Raw genomic sequence first — 460 nt, 5'->3', positions numbered from 1 at the left:
AACCTCCTGACGCAGGCGGTCACGCCGCCCGGCTTTCAGTGAGGCATCCCAGCCTTTGCCCATATCACCCCCGCGTGGCGGACATGATGCCCAAAGGGGTATCGATGATTTCCAGACAGGCGTCGGTCAGCTTTTCCATGCGGTTAAACCAGCCGTTCAGGTATTTGCCCTGGGCGGGTTTTGATTTGATGATGTCGGCATAAAAGCGGGAACGACGGACAATACAGCGGGCCAGCAACCAGTCCGGGGTGGACAGGCTCACGGCCTTACGGGTACGCGGGCCGATGATGCCGTCAGCATCCACATCCGCGGCTTCCTGCAAAATTCTGATGGCTTTTTTAACGCCATGCTGAACCGCCGCATCGAACACAAACATCGCCACGCCATCAGGCCACTGGTCACATCCGGCAGGCAGCCAGTAATCGCGCCAGTAAATCTGCGCAACCTGTTCGCGGGTTAA

Annotated in this window: 1 protein-coding gene; it reads right to left on the bottom strand. The window is 58.3% G+C overall.

The genetic code is table 11. From position 1 onward, the window contains the following. Nucleotides 1-64 precede the first annotated feature (64 nt). A partial coding sequence (locus A9587_RS24315) for a glycoside hydrolase family 108 protein (RefSeq protein ID WP_105281997.1) occupies nucleotides 65-460 on the bottom strand: 396 nt, incomplete at its 5' end.

The organism is Escherichia sp. MOD1-EC6162, from assembly GCF_002965125.1.
Classification (GTDB): Bacteria; Pseudomonadota; Gammaproteobacteria; order Enterobacterales; family Enterobacteriaceae; genus Escherichia; species Escherichia marmotae.
Note: the sequence above shows the minus strand (reverse complement) of the source record. Positions and strands in the feature narration are given on the sequence as shown.